This is a genomic window from Pseudoalteromonas sp. SG44-5 (assembly GCF_014164175.1).
Taxonomy (GTDB): Bacteria; Pseudomonadota; Gammaproteobacteria; order Enterobacterales; family Alteromonadaceae; genus Pseudoalteromonas; species Pseudoalteromonas nigrifaciens.
On sequence record NZ_JACJES010000064.1, the window covers coordinates 1 to 586 of the forward strand.

At 40.8% G+C, this 586-nt stretch carries 1 pseudogene; it reads left to right on the forward strand.

Features of this window, described 5'->3' with window-relative positions:
* Positions 1-119: 119 nt before the first annotated feature.
* Positions 120-586 (forward strand): annotated as a pseudogene (locus tag H5079_RS18210) (flagellin); the annotation flags it as partial.

A 586-nucleotide genomic window follows, 5' to 3' on the forward strand; every position in this document is an offset into this window, starting at 1 on the left:
CCTAAAGAAATTACTTATCCTGCCGTTAACTTAATTAGTACAGAGCTTGAGCATACAATTGTGATAGCTTTTGGTTAAATTAAAATAGCAACATTACGAAAGTAATCAGGAGTTTTATCATGGCTATATCAGTAAATACAAACGTATCTTCATTAAATGCTCAACGTAATCTTTCTAAATCAGGGCAAGGCTTGGCAACGTCGATGGAGCGTTTATCATCAGGCATGCGTATTAATAGCGCAAAAGATGATGCAGCAGGTATGCAAATATCTAGCCGTTTAACATCGCAAATAAGTGGCTTAGCGGTAGCACAGCGTAATGCTAATGATGGCATATCAATGGCGCAAACAGCTGAAGGCGCTATGAGTGAATCAACAAATATTTTGCAGCGTATGCGTGAGCTAGCACTGCAATCAGCGAATGGTTCAAACTCAGCTGACGACAGAGCATCACTGCAAAAAGAAGTGGGTGCATTGCAAACGGAATTAACCCGCATTGCAGAAACTACATCGTTTGGTGGTCAAAGTTTATTGAACGGCTCGTTTGGTAGTAAAGGGTTTCAGGTTGGTTCAAACGCTGCAGAAAC